This window comes from Pseudomonas sp. GW456-L12 (assembly GCF_059424045.1).
Map to the genome: position 1 here is coordinate 111,374 of NZ_JBWKZA010000003.1, position 26,842 is coordinate 138,215.

Consider the following 26,842-nt stretch of genomic DNA (forward strand, 5'->3'; position numbering starts at 1 on the left):
CCCGTGCGCATACGCCTGTGCCCTGACAAACAGCTCAACGCGCCGCCAGCCGGCGTGGAAACTCCGGCGGCAGGAAATCGCGGTCGGGATCGTAGTCGGCCTTGAGGTAATCACCAAGCGCCTTGAGGTCCTGGGGCGACAAGGTTCCCACCGACTGCTTGAGCCGCAGGGTGTCGAGAATGTAGTCATAACGGCTGTCGTTGTACTGGCGCACGGCGTTATACAACTGGCGCTGGGCTTCCAGCACATCGACGATATTGCGGGTGCCGACCTGGAAGCCCAGTTGCGAGGCCAGCACCGCGCCCTGGTTGGAGATGATCGACTGGCGCCGGGCCTTGACCTGATCGACGCCGCTGTTGAGGCCGCGATGCAGGTTGCGGGTCTGCTCCACCACCTGGCGCCGCAGGTTGTCGTTGAGGTACTCGCGCTGATTCATCCGCTGGTGGGCCTCGCGCACCTGGGAAGAGGTCTGGCCGCCGCTGAACAGCGGAATGTTCAACTGCAGGCCGATGGAGCGCTGCTCGACATTGCCGCCGTAGCCGCTGCCACGGATATCGCTGTTGCCATACCCCAGGTTGTCGTTGTCGCCGGTCTGGTAACGCAGTACCGCGTCGAGGGTCGGCGCGTGCCCGGCCTTGCGCGCGCTCAGGGTCTGCTGCGTCGCGTCCAGGGCTTGCTGGCTGGCCAGCAGGGTCAGGTTCTGGCGCACCGCGGTATCGACCCAGCGCCGGGCATCGTTGGGCTCGGGCAACAAGATCGGCATGTCATGCCGCACGCCCTGGATCGCCGCGTATTGCTGGTGCGTCAGGGTGTCCAGGGCTTCGAAGGCATCGTCGGTGCGCTTCTGCGCGACGATCCGGTTGGCCCGCGCGGTGTCATGCCCGGCCTCGGCCTGGAGCACATCGGTACGGTCCGACAGGCCCAGCTGCAAGCCCTTCTCGGCCAGTTCCAGCTGGCGCTTGAGCGCCGCCTCTTCCGCCTTGGCCGCCGCCAGGGCGTCCTGGGCCTTGAGCAGGCCAAAATAGGCCTGGGCGCTGTCGAGCATCAGTTTCTGTTCGGCTGCCGCCAGCTCCAGCTGGGCCTGCTGGTCCTCGGCTTCGGCGGCCTTGAGGCTGAACCAGCGATCGGCACGGAAGATCGGCTGGTTCAGCACCGCCTGGTAGCTGGTGCCGCTGCGCCGGGTGTCCTGCCGTGGCTGTTGCAGGGAGGTGCTGGTGCCGTTCAGCTCGGCGCTGGCCGACAGCGTGGGTAGCAGCCCGGCCCGGGCCTGGGGCACCGCCTCGGCGCGGGCGGCCTGGTCGGCACGGGCCGCCGCCAGCTCGCTGTTGTTGTGCTGGGCATCCAGGTACACCCGCCACAGGTCGCTGGGCAGGACCTGGCGCGGCTGTTCGGCGGCCACCGCCAGGGAGGCCGCCGGCAACGCGGCCAGCGATAGCAGGACGGGCAGCCAGCCGGCAAGGGCTCGCTGCCGCGAAATCATGGGGTTGGTCATGGTCTGTTTCTGTTTCCAAACAAGATGGGCCAGGAGACAGGAGAGGCTTGGCGCCCCTCCTGTGGTTGCTCCCGCGTGGTCAGGTCAGTGAAGGCACCAGCACCGCCTGGGCGGCCTGACGGTTTTGCGGCAGGTGCTCACGCGCCCCGCCGGTGTCGGCGAAGGCCGCCATGGCCCCGCTCAGTTTGGCCAGGCTGGGCCCCTCGGCCTCCGTCACCGAGGCGATGTCGTTCGCCGTCGGCACGGCCTGGCGCTCGCGCGAGGACAGCTCGAACAAAACGTCCTTGGCCGATCCCGCCTGGGCAAAGCCCTTCACCAGATGATCGACACTGATCACCGATGAGTCGCCTTGCAGCTCGATCTGCAGATGCCGGTGCGCCGCGGCCTCACTGCCCAACACCTGGCGCAGCACCAAGGCCGTGCCGGTGCCGGCGTCGGTCAGCAGCACGTCCTCGCCCCGACGGCTGACGAGGATGTTCTTGCCATCGGCCACCGGCAGGATCAGGCGGTCCAGGGCCTGGCCCGGGTCATCGTTGTCGATCACCACCGTGCGGTAATGCGCCCACATCGCCGGGCTGAAGCGATAGGTGTCGTTGGCACCGCCGCCATGCAGCACCACGCTGTCGACCCCGGCGATCAGCGGCGGCGCCAGCTCGTCCTGACGACCGCCGCCGCCCTGCAGCAGCAGCGACGAGCCGATACGCTCGACATTGGCGTAGTGACCGAGTTTCTGCGCAGCCCCTTCCTTGACCTTGTACAGCGCCTGTTCCGTCGGGCTGTAGACGTAGGCCGAGCGCTGCGATTCGGCGGCCACCCCGATAAAACGCAGGTCGCTCGCGGCGGGAATGCCCGTGCTGGCGAACATCCGTCCGCTGGCGACATCGAACCAGCCCTGGCTCTCAGCGCCTTGCAAGGTCAGCACGCCTTTGGCTCGCCACTGGCCAGCCACTTGCGCCAGCGCCTGGGGCAGATTGCCCAGACGTTGCTGCTGCCAGCCCTTGTCGAGCGCCACCAGCTGCACATCGCCGTTGTTGGCGCGCAGCAGGATTTCGCCCTGCACCGTCGTCAACCGCAGCCCGGCATCCACCTGGACCGCCGAGCGCAGTTGCACCTCGGGCATCGGCAGCGTGGCGGCGGGCAATTGCGCCGAGGCCTCAAGCACCTCGTCGCCGCCGAACGCAGCGGCCAACGTCTCGGACGTCATCGGTGCCTGGAGGTAGAGCTTGCCGCTCTCGGGCTCGAACAGCCGCGCGCTGGAGCTGGCGCTGTCGAAGCCGAGAAATTGCAGCGGCTTGCCTTGCAGCGAGGACGCCGCCACGATCACCTGGCCGTTGTGGTACCACACCGGCAGCGCACTCTTGCCGTCGGCGGCCTTGGCCCCGAATACCGCCAGGGTGGCGCTGCTACCGTTGACACTGGCCAGGTCCTGCCACCAGGTGCTGCGGCCCTTGAGCCAATGCTCGTTGACCGCTTCATAACTCAGGCGCCCTGTCGCCTCGATCCGCGCGACCAGCCCATCCTCGGTCACGGCCACCAGATGGCCGTTGAGTTCGAGCACATTGGCCAGGGCCGGCGTGGCCAGGCGCAAGGCGCTCGGCTGGCTACCGTCGAGGACCTTCTGCCCCGGCCCTTCCTGGCGGAACAGCACCTTCTGCTTCTGGCTGTAGAAGAAAAACACCTCCTGGCCAGCCGGCTGCGGCATGCTGCCGGCGAACACCAGGTCCGCCGGAATCGGCCAGGCGCTCTGGGGCTTGCCCTGGGCATCCGGCGGCTGCTGACCCGCCGGGGGCGCCAGGTTCGGCTTGATCACCGTGCCGTCGCTGGTGCGCACCCAGTAGCGGTGCGCGACTTTCGCGTTATCCAGGCCAAACACCGTCACCAGCGCCGCGGCGCTCGGTTCCATCATCGGCGCGCCCAGGCTGTACACCGGGGTGGCCCGCTGCGTGACCTGGCTCTGGTAGCCCTGGAGCAGGGCCTTGAGCGCATCGCCATGCTGGCCGGTGCGGGCCGACAGTTGCAGCAATGCGTCATCGCCGACCACCCCGACCAGCTCCATCCGGTCACCGGTGATGCGGAAGTTCAGTTCGGCCTCGCGCTCCTTGAGCTGATAACGACGGGCCAGGTAGACCGCGTCGCCCTCCTGCCAGAACCGGCTGATCCGGCCCGCGCTCTGGTTGAACGACGGGGCGAACTGCGCGTCGACCTTGCCGGTGGCGATCTCGACCCGCCACGCCGCGGCGTTCTCGGCGTCGACGAAGTAGGCATGCTCGCCGATGACCGCCCCCAACTGGGCGTTCCTGGCCTGTTCCACCTGGGTGTCGGTGAACAGCATGCGGTCCTTGGCGACGTCGTAGAACGCCCGGCCGACATTGCGCCCCTCGTGGCGGTAGTTATCGACGACCACGTACTGACCGTGCAACTGATGGGCCTTGGCCAGCTCGCTCAGGTGCTGTTCGATACGCTGGCCAGGCAGCTGCCATTTGCTCGCGTCTTCCTCCACCACCCGGGCGCTCATGCCGGCGAAGTCGACTTCGCGTACCTCGCCCTTGGCGTTGACCACCAGCACCTGGCCGTTGCTCGCCGGGTCGAGCTTGACCACCACGCCACCGACCACCAGCTGGTCCTTGGACACGCTGATGCTCTCGCTCGCCAACTGGCTGCTGTCGATGATCCAGCGCGACGGCGTGCCGGACTCGCTGGCGAGATCCACCCGGGCACCTTCATTGAGGCCGACCAGATAGCGCCCGCCCGCGCCCTTGATCTGGTAGTTCAGATAGCCGTGCAGCTCCTTGGGCAGCTCGGGTATCACCAGTTGCCGGTCGCGCGAGTCGAGCAGCACCTCGATCGGGGTCTCGACGTATTCCTGGCGAATCCGCCGGATCGTCTCCTCGCTCGGGAAGATGTAGAAGTCGTAGTCGAAACGCCGGTCCTCCTCGAGCCGGCGGATCACGTCGAAGCCGGTGTCATGCCGGGTGGTGGACCCCGGCAGGATCATGTACTCGTAGCTGATGTAGGACTTGGGCGTGCCCGGCAGGATCACCGCCGTGCTGTCGCCATGCTCCAGCGTGCGCGTGGCGTCCTTGTAGCCGATGCCGCTGCGCACCTCGATCGCCTGGCCACGATCGTGGATCATCCGCGGGAAATCACCGGCCCAAAAGAAGTAGTTGATCGCCCCGGAACCGGTGGAGCCGTGGTGGGTGCGGTAAATGTACTGGCTGTCGAAACCTATCTGGTTGTTACGCAGGTCCAGGCGCTTGACCACCGCGCCGGCCAGCGGCACCAGCACTTTCTTGTCCGCGTCATAACGGTAGCCGTTGTCTTTGTAGGCCTTGTCGAGCGTATCGAAATAACGCCCGACCGCCTTGGCGTCTTCGGCCACCGCGCCAAAGGCCTGGGCCAGCGCGGTGAAGCCCACTGCCAGGCCGCCGAGGATCACCCCTGCGCCGCCGAGCACCGCGGCCGCCGTCGAGGCGCCGAGCAGCCCGGCGCCGACTCCGGCTGCACCAGTGACGAAGCTGGCCGAATCGAACGCCAGCTGGGTGCCGAACACCGCCTTCTGCACATCGTTCTCGGCATGGGCCAGTTCATAGGCATCCAGGCCGACCATGGCCCCGCCAAACAGCACGCCCGCGCCTTCGTTGACGGTGTGGCCCAGGGTCGAGGCAAAGTCTTTGAGCGAGGTTTCGGCAGCCGTGGCTTCGCCGCGCAACGCGGTTTGCACCAGTTCGGTGACCTTGGCCACGTCCTGCAAGGTGCCATGGCCGATCTGCGCCAGGCCCAGGTAGCTGTGGATCTTCAACGCAGTGGCCAGGTCCGGCGAAACCGTGCCCTGGGCTGTGTCCTTGCGGTTCTTGTCGGCGAACCACTGGATCAGCGTCTGCACCGCGAAGCCGGCGTTCAAGCCATCCACCGGCGCCGCTTCGCCGACTCCGGCACGCGGCCGTATCTGCCCGTGCTCCAGGGTGAAGTGCTGGTTGAACACCCGCATGTGCTCATCGACGAAACGCCGGAACTCGACAAAGGTGCCATCGTCGGTGGCCAGCCAGCGGGTCTGCTCGGGCTGGTCACGGTTGATGAACTGGACCCGATAGCCGCCCTCCTGCTGTGCCTCGATGTTGGCAATGATCGGTATCCATTGGCTGCCCAACTGGTGTTCCCGGGCCAGCCGGGTGCTGGCGACTTCGAAGCGCGCGCCCCACTGCTCGGCGTCGAAGGTGGTCAACGCCGCCCCCAGGCGCAGGTCTTCGCTGACGCGCTGCTGGGCGTCCACCGCCTGCTCGACCTGGCGGCGCTGGCCGATGACCCCGGCCAGCTCCTCGGGCCGCGACAGATCGGCCACATTCAGCCCGTTGCCCACCGGCACCTCGGCCATCTTGCCGGTGTCGATCTCGATCAGGTTGAAGGCCGGCAGCGACTTTGTGCCGAACGAGCCATAGTGCGCGGCCAGGTTGCGCGTCACCAGGTGCTGCTGCATGGCCTTGGCCAAGCCCTTGCTGGAGTCGAAAGCGAAGATCCCCACGTTCGGGTCATAGAAGTAGTAGCGACGGCCCTCGGCGGTCTGCGTGCTGCCCACCATCATCGAGTGGTTCTGGGTATTGAGGGCGAACATCGAGGTGCCGGTGCTGGCGGCCAGCCGCGACACCACCTCGGACAACTTGACCTGCCCCAGCTCCCTGGAAGCCTGGACCGCTTCGACATTGGAATGCAGCCGGATCAGGCTGTTCTTGAGCAGCGTCGAGCTGCCCGCCTGAGGGTCGGCGGAGGCCAGGAACAGCTTCTGTACCAGGCTGTTGACGCCCGCCTCGCCACCGCTGGCCAGGGCCACGGCCATCGCCCGGACCAGGGGGTAGCAACGGCCGCCGGAACGGTCGCCTACCAGCGACAGGTAGAAATCCTGCGGCGCCAGTTGCCCGAAGACACTGCCGGCCTTGTGGAAGTCTTCACTGAACACCGCGGTCTGGCGCAGCACCTTGTCGATGTACTCGGCCTGGGCGGTTTCCGTGATGCGCCCGCTCAGGGCGCCACGCTCGCGGGGCGTGAGGGTGCCGTCGAGAAACAGCTGCTTCATCTTCAGGGCCGACATCCGGTCGTCCACCCCGGGAATCTTGATCTCGCGGAAATCCCGCAAGCCATCGCTGAACGCCGTGCCCCGCGCGCCGCGCTGATAGGCCTCGGCAATCGCATAACGCTCGCCGACGCTGCTGGCGCGCTCCTCGCCTGCGCCCTGGATCGCCGTATCGTCGGTGCGCACCACCGCGGCGCTACCGTCCTTGGCCTTGATCTGCTGCCAGAGCCAGGTCTTTTCCACCGAGCCGGCTTCGCGCAACACCGGGTCGTACTGCGCCCGGTAGTAGTCCTGGGTGAGGTTGAGCTGCTTGATCTGCTGGTCGATCAGGCCCTTGTCGCTGGCCCCGCGCCGGTCTTGCTGGAGTTGGTAGCGCTTGTCGGCCAGCTGTTGGATATCGGCGTTGACCTTGGCCTGGACCGCTTCGCGCAGCTGGTTCCAGGCGGCGATCGCCGGATGCTCGGGAGAAAAGGCGCCATCGCGGTAGACACCGTCGGCCACCCCGTCGACCGACACCCCGAACTGGGTCGCGACTTTCTTCAGGTTCTGGTGCACCTGCTCGCGGTAGGCGGCGAACTCGGCCCGGTTGCGTTCCACCACCTGAGGGTCGGCGTTCTGGATCTGCAGGGGTTGCGCGCCGTCGCGCAGCTTCGGCCAGACCATCTGGCCGTCGCGCTGGTACTCCTGGCGCTGGAACACCAGCTGCCACTGGCCATCGACGTACTGCATGTAGGCCGCGGCCAGGCCCTCGGCGGTACCGGCGACCTGATAGTCCTTGTAGTCGACCGCCATCACCACGTTGTCGTACAGCAGCGAGCTGTTGACCCGGCCGTCGTGGTAGACCCGGAAGGTATTGGCGTCCAGGCTGGTCACCACCAGCGAGCAGCCCGACAAGGTGCCGGTGAAGAGGAAGCTGCCCGCGGCCGCGTGCTTGGGAATGTCCACATAGGCCGGCGCGGCATTGGCCTGGTTCGGGCCGTTGTAGCCGAGAAAATACGCCGGCACGCTGTTGCCGCCGGCAACGTCATTGGCGCTGTGCTCGGTGTATTCGAGCTCGTACAGGTTCGGCGCGACCTTGACCAACTGCACGTTGCCCTGGGCCGGCAAGCGTCCCGACTTGACCAGGGCCTCGGCACTCAGGGTATGGGTCTTGGCGAACTGCACAGGGTCGGCGGCGAACTGACGAATGTCGGCGCTGCCCTGGCGCGGCTCGAACCCGGCTCCCAACGAGGCCAGCCCGGTCTTGAGCTGCAGGTCCTTCGCCGCCTGCCCCAGCAGCGCGGGCAGCGGGCCAACGCTGGTGAAACGCGGCGGATGGAACTCCTCGGCCACCGGCAAGCCTTCATTGACGATGGGCAGCACGCGGGCCATCACCCCGTCATACAGCTCGCCGTGCAACGCCTCCCTGCTGCCTTCGGCGCGGTAGCGGTCGAACATCTGCAGCAGGTCCTGGCCGATGCTGCCCGGCCCCTGGGGTTCATAACGGGCGGCGACATACAGGGTCTCGAAGAACGAGTGGTAGCCGTTGCGGATCATGAAGGCCGCGTTGGCCATCTGGAACTGCCAGTACTGCTTGACGCTCGGTGCACTACCGAACAACTCCGGCAAGGCATTGCTGACGGTCTGGGTGGTCCCGGAAATGCCGCCCACGAAGGGCGTGTCCAGGTCGTTCATATAGCGGGTGGCGGCATTGCCCGGGTCGGGGCGGAACTGGCTGTAGCTGCGGTACTTGTCGTCCGCGATCAGGAAGGTGGTATCGGCCTGGACCTGTTCCGGGTGGGTATTGAGGATCAGGTAAGGGTCGGGCTGATTCAGCCGGTTGTTGATCATGACCTTGTCGGCGCCACTTGGCGGCGCCAGCGCGGCATGGGCATTGACCGGCACCGCGGCCTTGGAAAAGCTGTCGGCCACCGGGCGCAGGGCATGGAACAGCGCCTGCTTGCGCAGGCTGCGGCCCTGGTCGCTCGACAGCAGCGCCTCGACCGTCGGGCGCAGTTTGCCATCGGCCGGCGCAAGCCCTTCGGGGCCGCGCAGCAACAGGGTCAGCAGTTGGCTGTCCAGGGAACGCTCGACCGCCACCTGATCGAAGACATGCACTTTCGGGTTGCCAGGATGCTGCGCCGCGTTGGCCGCGGCGACCCGTTGGGTTTCCGCGTCGATCGCCCGGGCCCGCCATGGCTCGTACAGGGGCGCCAGCAGCAACTTGGCCTGGGCAATGTCGCTCTGCACATAACCGCCTTGCAGGACCTTGGCCACCGCCTGGTTGTTCACCAGCTTGTCGGCCAGGCCGAACAGCAGCGCGTCGTTGTCGCGGCTCTGCCAGACCGACGCGGCGAAGGCCTGCTCCCAGAGCACCTTGTTCAGGTTGTTGCCCTTGATATCGCGCAGGCTGGCGCGGCTGTGTTCCGGCATCAGCACCCCGGCCGGGGTGATGTGGTTGCGCTCGAGCAAGCGGGTCAACTGCTGCGTGAAGGCCGCGCGTTCGCGGCTGCCTTCAAACAGGCGGCTGGCCTTGATGCCACCATCGCGCAGCTGCTCCAGCTTGTCGAAAAACGCCGCGTTGTATTGATACAGGGCGTCGGTCTGCGCCTTGCTCAGGTGGCTGCTGCTGACCTTGTCGCCGTCGACGGTCATCAGCGCAAAAGGCGTCGCAGCGCGGTACTCGCCGCCCTGAGGCATTTCCAGCAGGTACTGGCGCTCGGCAAGGCCCACCGAGCGTTCGAGCTCGTGGATATTGACGAAGACGCCGTCACGGTCGGGGTGGTAGCTGTTCTGGCGAAAACCCTCCAGGCCAATGGTCTGGAAGCTGGCGATGTCGGCGTTCTGGTTGATCAGCTCGCTCAAGGCGCCGGCCAGGGGCACTTCGCGGGTGACGGTGGTGGTGGGCGACTGGCCGGAAACCTGGATGCCGACCTGGTTCGGCACCTTGCGATCGACGCTGGTCAACAGCAGCTTGTGGCCGTTGCCCAGCACCTGGGCCTTGAAGCCTTCGCGCAGGGAGCTTTCCGACACCAAGTGGTTGGCGAAGTACTGCTCGACAAAGGACGTCTTGACCAGCACCGAGCGAATCGGCGCGTAGGTCGGCGAGCGGAAGGACGGCGGCTCGTTCTTCAGCCGGTACTGTTGCTGCCAGGCCAGGGAGCGGGCCGCGGTGCCGAAGGAGAAGTTCAGCACCCCGTCGGTGGGCACCACCAGCCTGCCATTCTCCAGGAAAAAGTCCTTGAAACGCCCATCGGTGCTGGCATTGACCAGCGCCACGTTCATGCGGATATAGCCGGGGCGCTCTTCCATCATCAGCAGGGAAATGTTCACCGGCAGATCGTCGGAGGCCCGGGGCGCCTTTGCCAGCGCGTCGAGGCTCGCGGCCTGCTGCTCGGGCGTGGCCTTGAGCAAGGTGTTGTAGCGGGCGCTGACGTCCTTGTAGGCCTGCAGTTCGGAGAACAGCGTCACGTAGGCCTGGCTGAAGGTGGAGTCGGCCACTTGAATGGTCAACTGCTGCTCCAGGCGCTTGATCCGCCCGTCGAGCTTGTCCTGCTTGGCCAGCGCATCGGCCTTCAGGCCCTTGATGTCCAACTGCTTGGCGCCACCGGGGCTGAGCATGCCCAGGGCCTTGTTCCAGGTGCTGTCATAGTGGGTGATAGCCGTCTGCTGGCGGCTGTACAACTGGATGTCGCGGTCCAGTTGCAGCTTGTAGGCGCTGGTGGCCGGGGTGTCGGGAATGGCGTTCATCTGTTTGCGGCGTTGTTGCAGGGTCTGCAACTGGTCGCCGACCGAGACCGGGTTGTCCTGCATCTGATAGTGCTGGGCGGCCAGCACGCTCAGGGTGCTCTGCTGCATTTCCAGCAGGCGCTCGCCGACCTGGGCGATGTACGTGGCGCGCTCGTCGGCGCTCATGTTGAACCATTCGGTTTGCCTGCCTGCCGCCTTGACCTGTTGATCGATCAGGGTATTGAGCAGGCGCGTGAAGTCCTTGGACATGGAAGCCATTGCAGTGATCCTTTGTCTGTTTTGAGCGAAGCCCTTCGTGTCGCGAAAGGCTGCCTGTCGCTATGAATATCCGGGATGGGGAGGCATGCCTGGTTCGTGCGTACTCCTGCCGTCAGTGGGTTCAATCCTTCATCTGCAAGGCCCACTGCCGGGCATACAGCCCGTCCAGGGCGAGCAGTTGTTCGTGGGTGCCCTGTTCGAGCACCCGGCCCTGATCGATGACCAGGATCCGGTCGGCGTGGCGCAGGGTATTGAGCCGGTGGGCCACGCTGATCACCGTGCGGCCCTGGGCGATGCCTTGCAGGTTGGCCATCACCGCCGCTTCCGACTCGTAGTCCAGGGCACTGGTGGCTTCGTCCAGGAGCAGGATTCCGGGGTTGCTCAGCAGCGCCCGGGCCAGGGCGATGCGCTGGCGCTGGCCGCCGGAAAGCTGGCCGCCGCGCTCGCCGACCTGGGTCTCGTAGCCCTGGGCCAGGGCTTCGATAAAGGCCGCCGCTCCCGCCAGGCTGGCCGCATGCTGCACTTCGGCATCGCTGGCCTGGGGCCGGCACAGGCGGATGTTCTCGGCCACGCTGCCGGCGAACAGCACGCTTTCCTGCAGCACCACGCTCATGTTGCGGCGCAGGGCCACCGGGTCGGCGATAGCCAGGTCGATGCCGTCCACCAGCACCCGGCCGTGCTGGGGCACATAGAGGCGCTGCAACAGGCGGGTCAGGGTCGATTTGCCGGAGCCGGAAGGCCCGGTGATGCCGACGAATTCCCCCGGCCGGATCTCCAGGTCGAGGCTGCGCAGGACCTCCTGGCCGTCCTCCTCATAGCGAAAGCGCACGCCCTGGAAACTCACCCCGCCCTGCAACGCCGGCACCGAAGCCAGGCCGCCGCTGCCGCTTTCGCACTCGGTGTCGAGAATGTCGCCCAGGCGCCGCAGGGAAATCAGGGTGTGCTGGAAGTCCTGCCAGACCTGGGCCAGGCGCAGGATCGGCTCCACCACATGGCCGGCCAGCATGTTGAAGGCCACCAGCTGGCCGGGGCTCAACTGGCCGTCCAGCACCAGCATCACCCCCCACCACAGCAACAGCGCCGCGGTGAGTTTCTGGATCACGCCGATGCCCTGGCCGGCCCAGATGCCGACGATGCGGGTGTGGAACGCCGCGCGCACATAGGCCGCCAGCTGGCGTTGCCACTGCTGCTGGAAGCCGCTTTCGATGGCCCCGGTCTTGATGGTCTCGATGCCGGTCACGGCCTCGGTGAGAAAGGCGGTGTTGGCCGCGTTCAACTCGTATTCGCGCAAGGCCCGGCTGCGCAGCAAGGGCCCCACGCACAGCCAGAACAGGAAGTACAAGGCCAGGGAGCCGACCACCACCCAGGTCAGCAGTGGCGCGTAGGCATACATCACGGCGATGAACAGCCCGCAGAAGGCCAGGTCCAGCACCAGGGTCAGGGCCGAGCCGGTAAGGAACTGGCGGATCTGCTGCATCTCGCCGACCCGGGCGATGATCTCGCCGGTCTGCCGCCCCTGGAAATAGCCCAGCGGCAGTTGGATCAGATGCTGGTACAGGCGCGCCGACAACTCGGCGTTGATCCTGCTCGCCACGTTGCTGAACAGCCAGGAACGCAGCAGGCCGAACAGGGGTTCGAACAGCGCCAGCGCCAGCATGGCGATGCCCAGCACTTGCAGGCTGGACAGGCCGCGGCTGACCAGAACCCGGTCGATGATGTTCTCGAACAGCAGCGGCGTGACCAGCGCCACCAGTTGCAGCATCAGCGACACCAGCAGCACGCTGCGAAACTGCCGCGCATGCTTGAGGATCGACGGCAGGAACCAGCCGATGCCGAAACCGCGCGCCTTGGGCTCGACATGCCGCTCGGCTAGCAGCAGCACCTGGCCCTGCCAGAGCGCTGCCAGTTCCTCGCGAGACAAGCTCTGGCACTGCCCCTGCAACGGCCAGAACAGCCGCACCTGGTCGCCGTCCACCGCGTCCAGCACCGCCCAGCCCTGGGAGGTTTCCAGCAGGGCCGGCAACGGCAGGTGCTGCAAACGCTGCACCTGGCTTTGCAGCGCCCGCGCCCGCAGGCCGATCCAGCCGGCGCAGCGCCGCAAGTCGAGGCTGTCGGCCAGGCCCTCGACCCGCCCCAGGCGGTGGTTCAGTTGCGCCACGCTGATGCTCAGGTCAAACCGCCGGGCGGCCCAGGCCAGTGCATGCAGGCCGGTATCGAGGATAGTCGGCGCCTGTTCGGCCGCGGGATTGAAGGCTGTGGTCATGCTCAACGCTCCCGCAACGCTTCGGACTGATACTCGCGGATCGGGCTCAGCAGGTAATTGATCACCCGCCGCTCGCCCGTGCGGATCTCGCCGGTCACGCTCATCCCGGCCTGCAAGGGCATCCACCCCTGCCCCGCGGCGATCGCGGCGCGCTCCAGGCGGATCCGGGTCGGGAACACCAGGCCCAGCTGTTCGTCCTTGATGGCGTCGCCGGAGACATGCTCGACCGTGCCGCGCAAGGTGCCGTAGCGGGTGTAGGGAAAGGCATCGACCTTGATCTCCACCGGCTGCCCGGCCCTGACGAAACCGACGTCCTTGTTCAGCACCATGACCTCGGCATCCAGCTCGGCGCCCTCGGGCACTATCACCAGCAGTTGCTGCGCCGGTTGCACCGCGCCGCCCAGGGTATGCACGGCCAGTTGCTGGACCACGCCGTCTACCGGCGCCAGCAGGGTTTGCAGGCGCTGCCGGTCGCGGCCGCGGATCAGTTGCTGTTCGAGCACGGCGACATCCTGGTGGCTGCGGTTGAGCAGGTCGTGTTGCTCGCGCTGGGTCCTGGCCAGGAAGCTGTCGCGCTGCTCCCGGCGGTTCTGCGCCTGGGCCTTGAGCACCTGCAGCTCGGCATGTTGCTGGGCCAGGGAACGCTCGACTTCCAGCTGCTCCTTTTCCTGTTCGAGCAATTCGACCCTAGGCATCAGTTGTTCGGCCGCCATCGCCCGGCGCGCATCGAGGCGCCGGCGGACGTTGCTGGCCAGCTTGCCCAGGGCGGCGATCTCGCCATTGCGGGCCCGCTGGTTGGCCTGGTTGATGGCGATCTCGGCGTTGAGACTGTCGAGGTTGGCGCGGATCTCCTTCCAGGTGCTCGCCAACTGTTCCCGCGCCGCGGCGAGCTGTTCCGCGTCCAGGCCGTCAGGCGCCTGGTAGCTGCCCAGCGGGTCCGGGGTCAGCAGCGCGCGGGCCCGGGCCAGCTCCTGGCGCTTGAACGCCAGTTGCGCGCGCAACTCGCTCAACTCGGCGTCGATGCCGATCGGGTTCAGCGCCACCAGCACATCGCCGGCCTTGACCCGCTGCCCGTCCCGCACATGGATGGCCCGCACTTCGCCGGCCTCATGGGCCTGGATCACCTTGGTGTAGCTGGAGACCATCAGGCGCCCGGCGGCGCTGGCATGGATGTCGAGGAACCCGAGGATCGCCCAGCCCAGGGCCAGCAGGATCGACAGGATCAACACCAGTGCCGTGCCGCGGGCCCAGGGCGCGGGCGGGCGCTCGACGATCTCCAGGTAACCGGGCTGGAACTCGTATTCGTCGCGGCTGCGCCCCCGCAACCCCGGCGCCTCGCGCAGCTGCTGCCAGGCGCGTCGCAAATGGGTCAATGCGCCGCGCATCATTGGGCCTCCTTGCGCAGCGCCTGTTGCAGCGCCCACAAGCGCGCATAACAACCGCCGTTGGCCAGCAGTTCATGGTGGCTGCCCGCCTCGCTGATACGCCCCTGTTCCAGGGCGATGATGCGTTGGCAATGGCGGACCGCGGACAGCCGGTGGGCGATGATGATCACCGTGCGGCCCTCGGCGATGCGCGCCATATTGTCCTGGATCAGCGCCTGGGATTCGTCGTCCAGGGCGCTGGTGGCTTCGTCGAAAATCATGATCCGCGGATCGCCCATCAGTGCCCGGGCAATAGCGATGCGTTGTCGCTGGCCACCGGACAGGGAACTGCCGGCTTCGGCCAGCACCGTGTCGTAGCCCAGCGGCAGGCGCAGGATGAAATCGTGGGCGCCAGCCAGGCGCGCCGCGGCGATCACGCTTTCCAGGGACGCCGTGGGATGGCGCAGGGCAATGTTGTGCCGCACGCTGCGGTTGAACAGGTAGTTTTCCTGCAGCACCACGCCGATCTGGCTGCGCAACCAGGCCGGCTGCAGCTGCTGCAGCGGCATGCCGTCAATGAGGATGCGCCCGGCATCGGGGGTATAGAGTTTTTGCAGCAGGCGGGTCAGCGTGCTCTTGCCCGACCCGGACGGCCCGACGATGCCCAGGGTCTGGCCGGCGGCGATGTGCAGGTCCAGGCCGCGCAGCACCAGCTCCAGTTCCGGGCGGTAGCGGAACGTCACTTGCTCGATGCGCACCTCGCCGCGCAGGGCCTGCGCCGGGCGTTGGTCGCCCTCGGCCTGCTCCACCGGCAGGTTGAGCATGTCGCCCAGCTTGTCCACCGACACCCGCACCCGGACGAACTGCTGCCAGACCTCGATCAGCTTGGCCAGGGGCTGGCTGACGTGGGACAGCATCATGTTGAAGGCGATCAGTTGGCCAATGGTCATCTGCAGGTCGATGACCTTGCTCGCGCCCCAGCAGATCACCGCCACCGCCGTGACTTTCTGCAACAGCGTGACCATCTGGCTGATCGCGCTGCCGAGGGTCTGGCTGGCAAAACCGGCCTCGACCATCTCCGCCGTCTGCGCCTCCCAGCGCCGCTGCATGCGCGGCTCCACCGCCAGGCTCTTGATGGTTTCGCTGCTGCTCACGCTCTCATTGAGAAAGGCCGTGTTGCGCGCGGCGCTGTAGAACTGCCGCTCGATGCGCTTCTCCAGCGGGCCGCTGCTGGCCCAGGCCAGCAGCACATACAGCGGCAGGGTCAGCAGCACCAGCAGCGTCAGCGGCCAGGAGATCCAGGCCATCACCGCGAAAAACACCAGGGTGAAGGCCACATCCACACAGAGGGTCAGCAAGGAGCCGGTGAGGAACTCGCGGATGCTGTCCAGCTCCTGGACCCGGGTGATGATCGCGCCTACCTGGCGCTGCTTGAAGTACAGCAGCGGCAGGCCGAGCAGATGGCGGAACAGCTTGACCCCCAGGCCGATATCGATGCGATTGGCGGTGTGCGCCGAGAGGTATTCGCGCAGGCCCTTGAGCAGCACCTCGAACAGGCCGACCACCACCAGGGTCATCACCAGCACATCAAGGGTCGACAGCGCCCGGTGCACCATGACCTTGTCCATCACCGCCTGGAAGAACAACGGGGTCGCCAGGGCCAGCACTTGCAGCAGCAGCGAGCACAGCAGCACTTCGCCGAGGATCCGCCGGTGGCGCAGCAGCTCCGGAACGAACCAGGACAGATCGAAGCGCAGGCCGCCCTGGCGCAGGCGAATCACCTCGCCGCTCCACTCTTCGGCCAACTGTGCGCGGTCGATCATATCCGGGGTATGGGCTGAGGGTCGCTGGATCAGCGCCTGCGCGTCGGACAACCGGGCCAGCAGGATGAACGCGCCGCTGCGGTCGCGCCAGACCAGGGGCAGCATCTTCGGGGTCAGCCGGGCCAGCGCCAGACGCTCCAGGCGCAGGTCGGCGCCGGCGCCCCGGGCGTAGTCCTTGAGCGCCCGGCGCAGGTCGCGTTCGGTTCCCGGGTCGGCGGCCTGTGGCGCGCGCTCCTGGGTCAGTTGCAGCAGCAGTTGGCAACAGGCCAGGGCCGAGTGGACGGCCGCCGTGGCGGAAAGCTCCGCCATGGCCGGGCATTCGACCAGGGCTGGCTGCGGGGGTATTGCGGGATTGACTGACATAGACCGCTCGTTTCAAGACCCGCGCTGCAAGAACGAGGGTGCATGGAGATACGAAACCAGTCTGCGGCAGCCACCCGGCAATGATAATCAGCCACGGGGTTGAAAGCTTTTAAGTAAAACTTAATCAGCCGGAGCCTGGCCTTGGCTCGGGTCATGTTCCAGGCCAAAAAAAGCCGGACTCGCGTCCGGCTTTCTGTCAGCTCATGGCTCAGGCGGCATCCTGCCGGTGCAGCAGCACCCGGGTCACTCGCCGCTCTTCCACCGTCACCACCTGCAGCGTCCAGCCCTGCCATTGCAGTCGGTCGCCAATCACCGGCAAGCGGTCCAGCAGGCTCATCACCAGCCCGGCCAGGGTCTGGTAGTCCTCGGTCGGTTCGGCGTCGAAGCCGGTGCGCTGGCGGATCTGTGCCAGGTTCAAGGCGCCGCTGACCATGAAACCGCCCTGCTCTTCGACAATGTCCGGGCCTTCGATTTCGCTGGCGTCGGGCAACTCGCCGGCGATGGATTCGAGGATGTCGGTCATGCTCAGCACGCCGACGAAATCGCCGAATTCGTTGATCACGAACGCGATGTGGGTCGAGGCCTTGCGCATCTGTTCCAGGGCGTTGAGGATCGAGAAGCTGTCCAGCAGGTTGATCGCCGTGCGCGCCAGGTGTTCCAGGTTCGGCTCGTTGCCGGCCAGGTATTCCTTGAGCAACTCCTTCTTGTGCACGAAGCCCAGCGGCTCTTCCACCGCGCCGTCGCGAATCAGCGGCAGGCGCGAGTAGGACGAATGCATCAGCCTGTTGCGGATGGCTTCGGCATCGTCGGCCAGGTCGATATAGTCGACGTCGGCACGCACCGTCATCAAGGTGCGGATCGGTCGCTCGGCCAGTTGCAGCACGCCGCTGATCATCACCCGCTCGCGGCGGTCGAACAGCTCGGTGCTCGGCGCTTGGCCATTGTCCAGCAGGTCGGCGATCTCTTCGCCCACCTCCTCCACCGCCAACTGGCGACCGCCGAGCAGGCGCATCACCGCGTGGGCCGTGCGCTCGCGCATCGGCCGCAGGCCCTGCATGGATTTCTTGCGGCGGGCACGGGCGATCTGGTTGAACAGCTCGATCAGGATCGAGAAACCGATGGCCGCGTACAGGTAGCCTTTCGGAATGTGGAAACCCAGGCCTTCGGCGGTCAAGGCAAAACCGATCATCATCAAGAAGCCCAGGCACAGCATGATCACCGTCGGGTGGGCGTTGACGAAGCGGGTCAGCGGCTTGCTGGCGACGATCATCAGGCCGATGGAAATGATCACCGCGATCATCATCACCGCCAGTTCGTCGACCATGCCCACGGCGGTGATCACCGCGTCCAGGGAGAACACCGCATCGAGCACCACGATCTGCGCGACGATCGGCCAGAACAACGCGTAAGCGGCATTGCCGGCGCGCTGGCTGACATGGCCTTCCAGGCGCTCATGCAACTCCATGGTGGCCTTGAACAGCAGGAACACACCGCCGAACAGCATGATCAGGTCGCGACCGGAGAAGCTCTTGCCGAACACCTCGAACAGCGGCGCGGTCAGGGTCACCAACCAGGAAATGCTCGCCAGCAGGCCCAGGCGCATGATCAGCGCCAGGGACAGGCCGATGATCCGCGCGCGGTCACGCTGGTGGGGCGGCAACTTGTCCGCGAGGATCGCGATAAACACCAGGTTGTCGATCCCCAGCACCAGCTCCAGCACGATCAGGGTCAACAGGCCAAGCCAGGCCGTGGGGTCCATTATCCATTCCATAAAAACGACTCTATCTCTCCAGTGAAATCAAACAGCCGGGCACGGCAAGGCAAGGCCACAAGGCCTTTGAACGGCGAACGCAGGCCAGCGCCCAACGGTCACGACGACCGGCGGCGAGCAGCGAAAAACAGCGAGTTCGGGGTAACGGCCGCGCCTTATGACTGGCGAAAGGCACCGTGAGGCGGATCGAGCGAGGAAAGGCTGAGGCGTCCAGGAATAAGGACGACTGGGAGGCTCCGAGAGGGTGTTCATGCAAGTCCTGTGAAGAAAAACGGACTTGAATCCTACAACCCCAAGGGGAATTTCCCATGGGGAAATCATTTCAAGATCTTATCGGGGTGCCTGGCCACCGCTATGGCAGGCAATCTCGCCCCAGCAAAAGCGAGCCTGCCCGTGCGACTCAATAGCGTCCGGGCAACAGCCCGAGTTCCACCAGCTTGATATCGGTGTCACCCACCACCTGCACATGCTGGACGTTCTTCTCGTCCATGATGCCGGGGCAGGCAACGACAATGGTGCCCTTCGATTGAGTGGGACGCAGCTCGGCGACCTCCGGAAAATCGGCCGCCGACAGAGGGTGCGGGCAATAACCGATCCAGCCGATGGTCTGCCGGTCCTGGAACACCCGCTGCTTGCAAAAGTACTCGTTGGGAGCGGCCACGCCCCAATAGATTTCCGGCCAGAGATCGACCACTGCGTTCATCAACTCGACAATGCCCTGTCGAGGATCCTGCAAGCAACGGACCAGTGTCCCGGCTTCGGAAAACTCGATGCCCGCGGGCAACGAACCACCGCTTCGTGCGTGATAGGTGATCGAAAGCCCGCCCTTGAGCGGGTCGGGTATCCCGTTCCACAACACAAAACTCATGTCGTTGACGTCGAAGTCCGAGTCTTTCCAGGAGGCTGTTTCACGCCGCAAGTTGCTCGGATCGAGGAGCACATTGTGCATCAGGCCGTCATCCTTGCCTTCGGCGCACAAGAACCAGTTCTTGAGAATGGGGTCGATCTCGCCTATCGCCTTGAGAAAGGCCAGGCTCCTGTCGATTTGTTCCTGCTCGGTAACCTGGGCAATCTTCTGCTTATCAAAGCTCAGCTTGAAATTGAAACGCTTGAATGTGTCCATGAGCACTCCGTACGGTCTCAAGTCATCTTGCGTAGGCGCAAGAAACACAGATAGAACGCCACATCGCGGGCATCATTCACCTACCCCCGCAATGGGCTTCTGACCTGCTCGATATACCGCGCCACCGCTGGCGCCTTTTCGAAGCGGCGGTGGATCAGCGACAGCCAGGACGCAGCCGTGCTGCCCTGGATCGACCGGTACAACACATTGGGCAGCCCCACGTGCCCGACCACCGATTCCGGCACCACGGCCACCCCCTGCCCCAGGGAGACCAGGGCCAGCACCGCCACCAGGCCGCCGGGCTGCGGCCCCAGTTTCGGCGCGTAACCACCCTCGGCGGCGACCTGCAAGGTGCCGCTGATCTGTTCCGGAAGCACGAAGGTCTCGTTGTGCAGATGGGCCGGGGCGATCTCCGGCAAGCGCCCCAGCCAGGACTCGGCGGGCAGCGCCAGGACAAAACCTTCGCCATCCAGGCGGACCGCCTCCACCCCTTCGGGCAGGGTCATGGGCGAGCGGATGTAACCGATGTCGAACCGCCCCTCGGCCACCAATCCGGGCAATGCCGCCATCGGGCTTTCGCGCACGCTCAGGCTGACGTCCGGGCAGTCCTGGCTGAAGCGCTGCACCTGTTTTTGCAGCAGCCCCGAATACACCGCCGAGGCCACGTATCCCAGCTCGATATGGCCGATTTCGCCACGCCCGGCGCGCTGGGCGTTACGTTGCGCGAACTCGAACTGGCGCACCGTGGCCTCGGCCTCGCGCACCAGGGCCGCGCCGGCCTCGGTCAGGCTGACCTCGCGCTGCTGGCGCACAAACAAGCGGGTGCCCAGGGCCTGTTCCATGTCCTGGATCTGCCGACTCAGGGTTGGCGGCGCGATGCCCAGCTGTTCGGCGGCGCGGGTGAAATTGCGTTGCCGGGCCACCGCCAGGAAATAGCGGAAATGACGGATTTCCATAAGTGCGTTAGCTCAAAGGTAATGAAGTGCTCCAGCTCGCCTAACAGAACGGGCGAAAGCCCGGGATAAGCTGGCCAGACCTTCACAGTAGAGAGCCCACGCCATGCACGTCAAACCACTGTTTCTGGCCATGATCACTTGCTGCAGTGTGCCCACGACTTTCGCCGCCGAGAAAGACGCCGACATTGCCCAGAAGGCAATCCTCAATTTCGCCACCGCCCAACAACTGCTCAAGGCCGCCCAGGAAACCGCCTCGGCCAAGGGCTGGCCCTGCGCCGTGGCGATCGTCGACGACGGCGGCTGGCCGATCCTCAGCGCGCGCATGGACGGTGCGCCGGTGGTGGCCGGTATCGAACTGGCCCAGGGCAAGGCGCGGACCTCGGCATTGTTCAAGCGCCCTTCCGGCGACCTGGAAAACGCCATCAACGGCGGGCGCCAGGCGGCCATCACCTCGGGCCTGCTGATGATGAAAGGCGCGCAGCCGATCCGCGTCGACGGCCAGGTGATCGGCGCCATCGGCATCAGCGCCGACACCCCGGCCCACGACGATGAAATCGCCCAGGCCGCCCTCGCCGCGCTGGGCGAACGGGTGCAGCCATGAGGCCGGCCAGCCCGCGGCTGACCCTGCTCACCGCTTCCGGGGTGTGCTCGCTGATCGTGCTCGACACCAACATAGTCGCGGTGACCCTGCCGAGCATCGCCCGCGATCTAGGGGCCAACTTCGCCGATATCGAATGGGTGGTCAGCGCCTACATGCTGGCCTTCGCCGCGCTGCTGCTACCGGCCGGCAGCCTGGCTGACCGCTTCGGGCGCAAGCGCACCCTGCTCTGCGGCCTCGGGCTGTTCATCCTCGCCTCCCTCGGCTGTGGCGCCGCGCCCAACGTGCTGTTGCTCGACATCGCCCGGGCGATCAAGGGGGTCGGCGCGGCGCTGCTGCTGACCTCGGCCCTGGCCACCATCGGCCACACCTTCCATGACGAGGTCGAACGGGCCAAGGCCTGGGCGTTCTGGGGGGCCTGCATGGGCGTGGCGATGACCGCCGCGCCCACCGTCGGCGGCCTGATCACCGAGTTCATCGGCTGGCGCTGGATCTTCTACCTCAACCTGCCGGTGGGCGGGCTGCTGGTGCTGATGGTGTTGCGCGCGATACCCGAGTCCCGCGACACCCAGGCCGCCCGCCTCGATCCCTGGGGCAGCCTGGCCTTCAGCGCCAGCCTGCTGTGCCTGATCTGGGGCCTGATCGAAGCCAATCGCATCGGCTGGAGCCACCCGCTGACCTACGCCCGACTGCTGGGCGGCGTGGCGTTGCTCGGGCTGTTCGTGCAGATCGAGCGGGTGCAGCGCCGGCCCATGGTCGACCTGCAGCTGTTCCGCCATCCGCGCTTTATCGGTGCTCTGCTGGGAATGTTCGCCTACGCCGGCTGCGCCCAGGTGATGATGACCCTGCTGCCCTTCTACCTGCAGAACGGCCTGGGCTTCTCGGCGATCGCCTCGGGGCTGGGCATGCTGCCATTTGCCCTGACCATGCTGATCTGCCCGCGCATCGGCGTGCGCCTGGCGACGCGTTATGCCCCGGCGACCCTGATGGCCGCCGGCCTGACCCTGGTCGGTTGCGGCAACCTGCTCGCGGCCTGGGCCGTGCAGGCTGGCGGCTACCTGAGCTTTGCCCTGGCCATCGCGGTGACCGGTGCCGGCGCCGGCCTGCTCAATGGCGACACGCAGAAAAACATCATGGCCTGCGTGCCCCGCGACCGCGCCGGCATGGCCTCGGGCCTGAGCACCACCATGCGCTTCAGCGCCATCATGCTGGCCATCGGCGTGTTCGGCGCCCTGCTCGGCAGCCATACCCAGCAACGCCTGCACGCCAGCCTGGGCGCAAGCGCCGCGCAATGGCTCGACCAGGCCCAGGCCATCGCCTCCCGGGTGGTGGCCGGCGACATGCCCGCAGCCCTGGCATTGCTGCCCGACTCGGCGAAAGAGCTGGTCGAACCGCTGGCCCGCCAAGCCTTCGTCGACGGTTTCGGCGTGGTGCTTTGGGTAGCCGGCCTGCTGGCGCTGCTGGCGGCGGTAACGGTCGGTACGCTGATGCGCAATCCCATCCCGCAGCCACGGCCTTTGACGCTGAGTGTGGAGTGAACACTCATGGGGCTCGCCCCCTCTCTCGTTCAAGGTGCGGCAACTCTATATCAGGCCAGTCATGATCTGCCCGGCACCAATAAAACCTCAGGGTGTTCTATCGCCCATTCTTTTGAGGCACCACTGCCAGTGCTATTAGATAAATACTCACAACTTGTAAGCCTACCCGCCCTCTTATGGGGCACCGATAAACTTCCATATGGCAAACAGGCCGCTTTGCCATCCGAACAGCAATAGATAAGGCGAATTATGAAGGTACGGTTAAATTCATATATTTATCCTCCCGAGCATTCCTGTAATATTCACCCACTTAAGGTCTTCACCATCGTCAATGGCAAAGTGCCTGCAGGATTCAAGAGTTACGTTAAAAGCGCTCGGCATCGAAACAGCCATTTCCGGGACCTATCTCGGAAAACGGCCTGCCAACTATCTCTCGCAAGAAAACAGACCCATCTCATGGTTTTTTCTGGCAACGAGTGGCGCCCATCGGCAAGGAGCCTCACCACGGGGGCGACCCTGCATGCATGCTCCGTCAGGGGTACGGCATGACAGGGTTAGGATTCACATGAATTAGAGGTGTGCTGATTTTGAATATTGTTCCCCGGCCTCAGATGAATGCTGACGCGGATGAAATTGATCTGTTTGCATTGTTCCAATCCGTCTGGCAACAAAAGAAGCTGGTAATCGGTTGTACCGTTGCCGTGACACTGGTGGGCCTGGCTTATGCGCTATTGGCTCCCCGTGTATATGAGGTGAGCAGCGTATTACGCCCCGCTGCGCTGAATGAACTCGACGCCCTCAATCGCTCGGAAGTCTACAAACTGCCGCCCGCAGATGCCTTGTCCAAGGTCGGCGCAGCACTTGAATCCTATGAAACACGATTGGAGTTCTTCCGCTCACACCAGGATCTGTTCCAGGCTTTTAAACGCCCTGGGCAAACCCTCGAACAGAGTTTCGAGGACTTCAACCGCGACTCGATAAAGCTGGTTCAGCCAGATCCGAAAAAAGACAATGCCCTGAGCAGTTACATCAAGCTGGAAATGCAATATCCCAAGGATATAAACGGGGTAGCGATCCTCAACGGCTTTGTCGAATACGCCATCGACGCCGAACGCGATCGCATTGCTGCCGACCTCAAGGTCATCGTCAACAACCGGCTCAATGAGCTCAAAGGCAAGATTGCCGCGGCGCGCTCCAACTATGAAACCGACAAGGAATCGAAAATCGCTGCCTTGCTCGAAAGCGATAATATTCGCCGCGCGCAGCTCGAGGACGAACTCAAGGCCTTACGCGGGCAGTTGAAAGAACGACGTAAAGATCGTCTGGCCGAACTGGCCGAAGCGATCTCCATCGCCAAGTCAATGGGGATCCGCACTCCGACCACACCGTCCTCGATGTCTGATGCTGCCCACGCTGGCTCCGTCCAGGTCATGCGCACCGAGGTCAACACTCAGAACATCCCGCTGTACTTCATGGGTTATGAAACCCTCGAGGCGGAACGCGCAGCCTTGCAGAAGCGCACCTCTGACGATTTCACCGAGAAACGTATCGCCGAAATCGGTAAGGAATTGCAGATGCTGCAGGTCAACCGCCAAGTGCAGGAATTGAACAAACGTTCCAACGAAGACATTTTCCTGAAGGACGTCTTTCCGCTCAGGGCTGAAGTCACCCGTCTGCGTAACCTGAACATCGATATGGATCGTCTGAAACTCGTCACTATCGATCGCAAGGCACTGCAACCGGTGAAACCGGTCAAGCCGAGAGCAGCACTGATCATGGTGCTGTCCGTCGTACTGGGCTTGATGCTCAGTGTGATCATCGCTCTGATTCGTCACTTCATCCGCTCGCACCGTGCATCGGAACATGATGGCTTGCTCGCAACCCCAGTACTCCTGGACCAGTCCGGCAAGGTTCGAGGCAAAGACGACCACACACCACAGTAAGCCGTTCGGCCTACGAATCTGAAACACCCTTTGGGCGACCGCAACGGTCGCCCAAATTGTTTTCAGTACCCGCAAAGGCAGACCTGCTCAGGACTTCCCACCCTTGATCGACGCCATGACCCGCTCGGCGTTCTCGGCACAATCCATGCCTTCCGGGCGGTCGCGGATGTTGTCGATGATCTCCAGCAGTTGCGCCTTGCTCTGGGCCAGGTGCCGCTGCATGTCCTCGATCTGCCCGACCTTGCGCTCCAGGCTTTGCAGCAGGGCCTGATGGTCAAGGTCACTCGACTCGCAGCCCGGCAGCAGTTGCTTGAGTTCGTCCAGGCTGAACCCGGCCTGCTGGGCGCACTGGATGATCTCCAGGGTCTGCAGGATCTGCGGAGGGTAACGGCGATAGCCGTTGGCCTGGCGCTGGACCTGGGGCAGCAGGCCCTGAGCTTCGTAAAAACGGATGCGCGATGCCGCCAGCCCGCTGAGTTGTGCCAATTGGCCAATGTTCATTTCGACCTCGATAACCTGCTTGACATTAAAGTTAACTTTAAGCTTAGCCTCAGGCCTCCACTGATGAGGAGTCAAGCATGTCACCCTTTCAAGCCTTGAATTTGCCCAACGGCCAGACGATCGGCAATCGCATCGCCAAGGCGGCGATGGAGGAGAACCTCGCCGACCGCCGGCAGGCACCCTCCGCGGCTTTGATCCGGCTCTACCAGACCTGGGCCGAGGGTGAGGCCGGGCTGATCCTGACCGGCAACGTGATGATCGACCGCCGCGCGATGACCGGCCCCGGCGGCGTGGCCCTGGAAGACCAGCAGCACCTGGAGCAGTTCCGCCAGTGGGCCCGTGCCGGTCGTGCCAAGGGCGCGCAGTTCTGGATGCAGCTCAATCACCCCGGGCGCCAGACCATGGCCAACCTCGGCCAACAGGCCCTGGCGCCATCGGCAGTGGCCCTGGACATGGGGCAGTTCTCGAAAATGTTCGCCGAACCCAGGCCCATGAGCGAAGAGGACATCGCCGAGATCATCCAGCGCTTCGCCAACAGTGCCTGGCTGGCCGAACAGGCCGGTTTTTCCGGGGTGCAGATCCATGCCGCCCACGGCTACCTGATCAGCCAGTTCCTCTCGCCCCTGACCAATCGCCGCACCGATCAATGGGGCGGCTCGCTGGAGAACCGCGCGCGTCTGCTGGTAGAGGTGATCAAGGCGGTACGGGAGAGGGTTTCGGCCACGTTCTGTGTCTCAGTCAAACTCAACTCCGCCGACTTCCAGCGCGGCGGCTTCGATGCCGGGGATGCGCGCCAGGTCATCGAGATGCTCAACGGCCTGCCGGTGGACCTGCTGGAGCTGTCCGGCGGCAGCTACGAGTCCCCGGCCATGCAGGGCGAGGTGCGCGACGGCCGGACCCTGGCACGCGAAGCCTACTTCATCGAAATGGCCAGCGAACTGGCGCCCGTGGCGCGGATGCCGGTGATGGTCACCGGCGGCATCCGCCGCCTGCCGGTGGTGCAGCAAGTGCTGGACAGCGGTATCGCGATGGCCGGCATCGCCACCGCCCTGGCCCTCGAACCAGCCCTGCCCCGGCTCTGGCGCAGCGGCCAGCACAGCCATCCGCAACTGCCGCCGCTACGCTGGAAACGCAAGCCCCTGGCCTCCCTGGCGACCATGGCCATCGTCCGCCTGCAGATGCATCGCCTCAGTCGCGGGCGCGCGCCCAAACCTCAAGTACGCCCCTGGCTGGCGCTGCTGCTCGACCAGTTGAACAGCGCCAGTACCGGCAGGCGATGGCCAAGTAAATACGATGATCGTGGGCACCGCCGAACCTGTAGGAGCGCAGCTTGCGCGCGATGCAAGCGCTGCGCTGAGTCAGGTGCAGCGCTATCGCGGGCAAGCCTCGCTCCTACGGAAGCTGGGGCTGCGAAGGGTCGTCGATATGCTGGTACTGCGCGTTGAGTTGCTGCGCCAGTTCGCGGGCGCGGCCGAGGCGAATTGGGCCGCGTTCGATATCGATCAGCAGGGTCGGGCAACCCAGGCGCGCCAGGGGAGTCAAGCTTTTCAGCCGGCCATCGGTGAGCAGCAGCACCCGCTGCTGCTCGGCCGGGTAACGTTTCTGCCGGGACAGCAGCCACCGCCCTGCCTCGGCCAAGGCCGCCAGCAACGGCGTGCCGCCGCCCGCTCCCAGCCCGTCGAGCCAGTCGCGCAGATCCTTCGAGGCCTTCAGGCCCTGCACCTGCCAGTTCGGCGCGCGGCCGCTGGCGGTCAGCAAGGCCAGGCGTGCGCGCTGCCGGTAGGCATCGTCGAACAGCTGGGCCAGCAGGCCCTTGGCATCGCTCAACGCCTGATGGCGGCGGGTCGAGGCCGAGGCATCGACGACCACCAGCCACAGCTCATGGGGCGAACGGCTGCGCAGGTGCCACAACAGATCGTCACGCTGGCGGGGCCGACCGTTGAGCAAGGTGCCCGGCCAGTTGATCGAGCCGTGGACGGCCGCGCGCGCGCGGCCTTGCCTGCCCTTGTCCAACCGCCCGGCGCGGGACTTGGCATTCGCCCCCGCGTCGGACCG

13 protein-coding genes and 1 pseudogene are annotated in these 26,842 nt (G+C 65.3%); 4 read left to right on the forward strand and 10 right to left on the reverse strand.

What is annotated here, in order from left to right; genetic code table 11:
• Positions 1 to 34: 34 nt before the first annotated feature.
• From AC07Y9_RS05235 to AC07Y9_RS05270, 8 genes are all read right to left on the reverse strand, one after another.
• The gene (locus AC07Y9_RS05235; protein WP_102679546.1) at positions 35 to 1,492 is read right to left on the reverse strand and encodes a TolC family outer membrane protein; all 1,458 of its coding nucleotides are present in this window, start codon (positions 1,490 to 1,492) and stop codon (positions 35 to 37) included.
• Between the two features lie 79 nt (positions 1,493 to 1,571).
• On the reverse strand, positions 1,572 to 10,544 hold the full coding sequence (locus AC07Y9_RS05240) for a TcdA/TcdB pore-forming domain-containing protein (RefSeq protein ID WP_102679545.1): 8,973 nt from the start codon (positions 10,542 to 10,544) through the stop codon (positions 1,572 to 1,574).
• A 121-nt stretch (positions 10,545 to 10,665) separates the two neighbouring features.
• Entirely contained in the window at positions 10,666 to 12,807 is a 2,142-nt protein-coding gene (locus AC07Y9_RS05245) for a type I secretion system permease/ATPase (RefSeq protein WP_102679544.1), read from the reverse strand.
• A 2-nt stretch (positions 12,808 to 12,809) separates the two neighbouring features.
• Positions 12,810 to 14,195, reverse strand: coding sequence for an HlyD family type I secretion periplasmic adaptor subunit (locus tag AC07Y9_RS05250; protein ID WP_102679543.1), 1,386 nt, complete (start codon positions 14,193 to 14,195; stop codon positions 12,810 to 12,812).
• The gene (locus tag AC07Y9_RS05255) at positions 14,192 to 16,303 is read right to left on the reverse strand and encodes a type I secretion system permease/ATPase (protein ID WP_102679542.1); all 2,112 of its coding nucleotides are present in this window, start codon (positions 16,301 to 16,303) and stop codon (positions 14,192 to 14,194) included. The genes AC07Y9_RS05250 and AC07Y9_RS05255 overlap by 4 nt, the downstream gene beginning before the upstream one ends.
• A gap of 262 nt (positions 16,304 to 16,565) precedes the next feature.
• Entirely contained in the window at positions 16,566 to 18,128 is a 1,563-nt protein-coding gene (locus AC07Y9_RS05260; protein ID WP_087091501.1) for a TerC family protein, read from the reverse strand.
• Positions 18,129 to 18,528: 400 nt separating this feature from the next.
• Positions 18,529 to 19,251 (reverse strand): Imm52 family immunity protein, encoded by a 723-nt coding sequence (locus tag AC07Y9_RS05265; protein WP_102679541.1) that lies wholly within the window; start codon positions 19,249 to 19,251, stop codon positions 18,529 to 18,531.
• An 80-nt stretch (positions 19,252 to 19,331) separates the two neighbouring features.
• The gene (locus tag AC07Y9_RS05270) at positions 19,332 to 20,207 is read right to left on the reverse strand and encodes a LysR family transcriptional regulator (RefSeq protein WP_102679540.1); all 876 of its coding nucleotides are present in this window, start codon (positions 20,205 to 20,207) and stop codon (positions 19,332 to 19,334) included.
• A 103-nt stretch (positions 20,208 to 20,310) separates the two neighbouring features.
• Between AC07Y9_RS05270 and AC07Y9_RS05275 the strand changes: the two genes are divergently transcribed.
• The 3 genes from AC07Y9_RS05275 to AC07Y9_RS05285 all read left to right on the forward strand — a co-directional run bounded on the left by AC07Y9_RS05275 (position 20,311) and on the right by AC07Y9_RS05285 (position 24,286).
• Positions 20,311 to 20,808, forward strand: coding sequence for a GlcG/HbpS family heme-binding protein (locus tag AC07Y9_RS05275; protein WP_087091512.1), 498 nt, complete (start codon positions 20,311 to 20,313; stop codon positions 20,806 to 20,808).
• A complete protein-coding gene (locus tag AC07Y9_RS05280) occupies positions 20,805 to 22,343 on the forward strand; it encodes an MFS transporter (RefSeq protein ID WP_102679539.1) in 1,539 nt (512 codons plus the stop codon). Before AC07Y9_RS05275 ends, AC07Y9_RS05280 begins: the two co-directional genes overlap by 4 nt.
• A gap of 587 nt (positions 22,344 to 22,930) precedes the next feature.
• Positions 22,931 to 24,286: an LPS O-antigen chain length determinant protein WzzB gene (locus tag AC07Y9_RS05285; protein WP_102679570.1), complete on the forward strand. Its 1,356-nt coding sequence runs from the start codon at positions 22,931 to 22,933 to the stop codon at positions 24,284 to 24,286.
• An 87-nt stretch (positions 24,287 to 24,373) separates the two neighbouring features.
• Here AC07Y9_RS05285 and AC07Y9_RS05290 read toward each other — a convergent pair whose 3' ends face one another.
• A complete protein-coding gene (locus AC07Y9_RS05290) occupies positions 24,374 to 24,787 on the reverse strand; it encodes a MerR family transcriptional regulator (RefSeq protein WP_087091515.1) in 414 nt (137 codons plus the stop codon).
• Between the two features lie 77 nt (positions 24,788 to 24,864).
• On the opposite strand from AC07Y9_RS05290, the pseudogene AC07Y9_RS05295 reads away from it, so the two are divergent.
• Positions 24,865 to 26,094, forward strand: a pseudogene (locus tag AC07Y9_RS05295) (NADH:flavin oxidoreductase/NADH oxidase family protein); the annotation flags it as partial.
• 85 nt (positions 26,095 to 26,179) lie between these two features.
• On the opposite strand, the gene AC07Y9_RS05300 reads toward AC07Y9_RS05295, so the two are convergent.
• Positions 26,180 to 26,800, reverse strand: a complete 621-nt coding sequence (locus AC07Y9_RS05300) for a vWA domain-containing protein (RefSeq protein WP_172963044.1) — start codon at positions 26,798 to 26,800, stop codon at positions 26,180 to 26,182.
• Positions 26,801 to 26,842 lie beyond the last annotated feature (42 nt).

Bases quoted from the DNA above. Each gene is read 5' to 3' on its own strand.
- AC07Y9_RS05245 (WP_102679544.1), bottom strand. From the start codon at position 12,807: ATGACCACAGCCTTCAATCCCGCGGCCGAACAGGCGCCGACTATCCTC.
- AC07Y9_RS05240 (WP_102679545.1), bottom strand. From the start codon at position 10,544: ATGGCTTCCATGTCCAAGGACTTCACGCGCCTGCTCAATACCCTGATC.
- AC07Y9_RS05275 (WP_087091512.1), top strand. From the start codon at position 20,311: ATGCACGTCAAACCACTGTTTCTGGCCATGATCACTTGCTGCAGTGTG.
- AC07Y9_RS05250 (WP_102679543.1), bottom strand. From the start codon at position 14,195: ATGATGCGCGGCGCATTGACCCATTTGCGACGCGCCTGGCAGCAGCTG.
- AC07Y9_RS05280 (WP_102679539.1), top strand. From the start codon at position 20,805: ATGAGGCCGGCCAGCCCGCGGCTGACCCTGCTCACCGCTTCCGGGGTG.
- AC07Y9_RS05260 (WP_087091501.1), bottom strand. From the start codon at position 18,128: ATGGAATGGATAATGGACCCCACGGCCTGGCTTGGCCTGTTGACCCTG.
- AC07Y9_RS05235 (WP_102679546.1), bottom strand. From the start codon at position 1,492: ATGACCAACCCCATGATTTCGCGGCAGCGAGCCCTTGCCGGCTGGCTG.
- AC07Y9_RS05265 (WP_102679541.1), bottom strand. From the start codon at position 19,251: ATGGACACATTCAAGCGTTTCAATTTCAAGCTGAGCTTTGATAAGCAG.
- AC07Y9_RS05270 (WP_102679540.1), bottom strand. From the start codon at position 20,207: ATGGAAATCCGTCATTTCCGCTATTTCCTGGCGGTGGCCCGGCAACGC.
- AC07Y9_RS05290 (WP_087091515.1), bottom strand. From the start codon at position 24,787: ATGAACATTGGCCAATTGGCACAACTCAGCGGGCTGGCGGCATCGCGC.
- AC07Y9_RS05255 (WP_102679542.1), bottom strand. From the start codon at position 16,303: ATGGCGGAGCTTTCCGCCACGGCGGCCGTCCACTCGGCCCTGGCCTGT.